Source organism: Pseudomonas sp. Ga0074129 (assembly GCA_001465025.1).
GTDB lineage: Bacteria > Pseudomonadota > Gammaproteobacteria > Pseudomonadales > Pseudomonadaceae > Aquipseudomonas.
Window position 1 is genome coordinate 1 of record LNDO01000075.1, and the last position, 2830, is coordinate 2830.

Below are 2830 nucleotides of genomic sequence, written 5' to 3' on the forward strand. Positions count from 1 at the left end.
TGCGTAGAGGCAATGGCTCACCCACGCAAAAAACGATGAAAATTGCCGATCTGGAAGTCGATCTGATGAAGCGGCGTGCGATCCGTGGCGGGAAAAGAATTGACCTGACCGCGAAGGAGTTTTCACTGCTGGAACTGCTACTGCGCCGGCGCGGCGAGGTGCTCCCGAAGTCGCTGATTGCCTCTCAGGTTTGGGACATGAATTTCGACAGCGACACCAATGTCATTGAGGTTGCGGTACGCCGGCTACGCGCAAAAATCGATGACGATTTCGATCTCAAGCTGATTCATACCGCCCGCGGCATGGGATACATGATGGATGCTCCGGAGTGAATATGAAGCACCTTTCGCTGACCGCACGCATGAGCCTGATGTTCATGTCCGCGGTAATTGCAGTCCTGACGGTAGCAGGGCTGAGTTTCAATATGCTCAGCCAGCACCACTTCAAGATGCTGGATCGGCAGGCCCTGGTGGAGAAACTCGAATCCGCCAAACATATCCTCAACAATGCTCGCGGTGAAGCGAGCCTTTCGGAAGAATTACCGCAGTTGCGAGCTTTGCTGGGAGCCCATCAGGATCTGGCCGCCACTATCCTGGCCAGTGACGGTTCTGTACTGTTTTCCGACCCCAGAGCAGTCGAAGTACCTGAGCGTTTCAGACGTGCAAATGAGCAGAGCATGTGGGAGTGGCAGAACGGCCAACACATGTACCGTGGCATGACGGAGCAAATCTCGGTAGCCGATCAGGCTGAGCCGCTCACTGCGTTGCTGATTCTTGACGTCACCAATCACACACACTTTTTCGACACGCTGCAACGATGGTTTTGGATTGGATTGGTCATCAGCGCCCTGTTCAGTGCCGCACTCGGCTGGGTGGTTGCTCGCAGCGGCCTTAGGCCTCTGCGGCAAGTCACTCATGTGGCCTCCGGGATGTCCGCTCGCTCGTTACAGGAGCGAATCCCTCTCGAACCAGTGCCGCGGGAACTTCAGCAACTGGTTCTCTCCTTCAATGCGATGTTGGCTCGGCTAGAGGATGCCTTCGTTAGGCTCTCCAATTTTTCGGCCGACATTGCCCACGAGCTACGAACTCCAGTCAGCAATCTGATGACCCACACCGAGGTCGTGCTGAGTAAAAAACGCGATATCAATGCCTATGAGGAGAATCTGTACTCCAACCTGGAGGACTTGAAGCGCATGTCCCGAATGATCGACGACATGCTGTTTCTGGCCAAGGCCGATAACGGCCTGATCGTCCCGGAACAGAGCGACATCGAGCTGGCGGACGTTGCCGCCAAGCTGACCGAGTACTACCGCCTGCTGGCCGAAGAGCGTGACATCCGACTTTCTGTAACGGGTACAGGCCGAGTGCGTGGTGATCGGCTGATGCTTGATCGTGCGATCTCCAACCTGCTGTCCAATGCCCTGCGCTATACGCCTGAGGGGAAGACGATTTCGCTGCGGATCCGCCAGACAGCGGACACAACCAGTCTAAGCATCGAAAACCCAGGCGGCACAATCGCTCCAGAGCACTTGGAGAAGCTCTTCGACCGCTTTTACCGGGTCGATCCCGCCCGGCGCGAGGGAGGCCCGAGCAATGCAGGCCTCGGCCTTGCCATCACCCGCTCCATCATCGAGGCCCACAAAGGCCGCATCTGGTGCACTTCGGTAGAGGGCCTCACAGGCTTTCACATCGAACTTCCTCGGCTCTCTCCCTCCTAGCGGATGGCTGTGCAGCCAAGCGCACATGACCCCTAATGAAGTTAGCTCTGCACCGGTGTGTTGTGGCTTACGCCTATGTCTGGGCAGGAATGGCGTTTTCCGTAAGCACTCGCCGCACCGAAGACGACTGTCTCTATGGGGCCAAGCTGGCAGTCGCCGATTTCTTTTTCAGCCGCCTATTGCCACAAACTTAGGACTGGAAGCCTGCATTCGAGCGAGTAGCTCATCCCTCTATGGACTTTCCGCTGAACAGTTCTGACGATTAAGCGTGAGCGCGGTCTCGATACTGGAGACCGCGCTTTTTCAACCGTGGCACTGCAGAGGCGATCATAGGACTGAAAATCCTATAGTCCGCAGTTCCAACACACTCAGAGGTCCTTCACCTTCTTCAACGCATGCAACCCATGCAGCGCTTCATCCCAAAGGTAACCACCCAGCTTCGAGATACTCGTAAACCACTCACTGCGTGCGCCATCAATCAGCAGAATAACTCGACGATTACTGACGAAATCGCCATCAAAACTCATGGAGTAGTCGTCAATCTGGAGCCTGCCTCCTGGCTCGATCACCGAAGAAGCGGCAATACCATCAGCAAAGGCATTGCTAGCGGTTTGGTATTCATCAATACCTTCGTCCGTGCTGGCGTATGCATACAACTGCCTACGCAGGTAAGTGACAGACTGAGCGGTGCGATTCAGCAACCAAACCGGCTGCTTATCCGAGCACCGTGAAAAGAACGGAATAGCCAAGTAAAGCCCTTCAGGCGCTTCCTGCTCATAGGCATGTAAATTCGCATGGGCGATAAGGTCCGCCACCTGAGAGCGGCGCCTGGCAAGCACATCAAAAGCATCGTCATCCATTCTGGGGCGGCACCCGCTAAAAGACTCCAGGGCGGTGCAGGCCGACGTCAGCCGCGCATACCGAGCCAGCTCTTCTGCATGCTGCTGCGCCACTTGCGGATGGCATTGCTGCGCAAGGCGCGAGGCCAGGCCCATAACCTCATCGTGAATGGGTCGTATCCGTCCGGCCAAACCATCTACCCAGCCCCGCAAGACCAGGACATGGTGTGCACTTAAATTTAAGTGGACACCAGTTCTAGCCTTTTAAGCGGGT

At 55.9% G+C, this 2830-nt stretch carries 3 protein-coding genes and 1 pseudogene; 3 read left to right on the forward strand and 1 reads right to left on the reverse strand.

Going from position 1 to position 2830, the window contains the following annotated elements; genetic code table 11:
- The 3 genes and pseudogenes from AUK77_RS09245 to AUK77_RS18940 form a co-directional block, all read left to right on the forward strand.
- On the forward strand, positions 1 to 332 hold a 332-nt coding region (locus AUK77_RS09245; protein ID WP_296128624.1), incomplete at its 5' end, for a winged helix-turn-helix domain-containing protein.
- Positions 333 to 334: 2 nt separating this feature from the next.
- Positions 335 to 1717, forward strand: coding sequence for a heavy metal sensor histidine kinase (locus AUK77_RS09250; protein ID WP_296128625.1), 1383 nt, complete (start codon positions 335 to 337; stop codon positions 1715 to 1717).
- A gap of 62 nt (positions 1718 to 1779) precedes the next feature.
- Positions 1780 to 1976 (forward strand): annotated as a pseudogene (locus AUK77_RS18940) (acyl-CoA dehydrogenase C-terminal domain-containing protein); the annotation flags it as partial.
- A gap of 109 nt (positions 1977 to 2085) precedes the next feature.
- On the opposite strand, the gene AUK77_RS09255 reads toward AUK77_RS18940, so the two are convergent.
- A complete protein-coding gene (locus AUK77_RS09255; protein WP_186351569.1) occupies positions 2086 to 2712 on the reverse strand; it encodes a hypothetical protein in 627 nt (208 codons plus the stop codon).
- Positions 2713 to 2830 lie beyond the last annotated feature (118 nt).

Bases quoted from the DNA above. Each gene is read 5' to 3' on its own strand.
- AUK77_RS09250 (WP_296128625.1), top strand. From the start codon at position 335: ATGAAGCACCTTTCGCTGACCGCACGCATGAGCCTGATGTTCATGTCC.
- AUK77_RS09255 (WP_186351569.1), bottom strand. From the start codon at position 2,712: ATGGGCCTGGCCTCGCGCCTTGCGCAGCAATGCCATCCGCAAGTGGCG.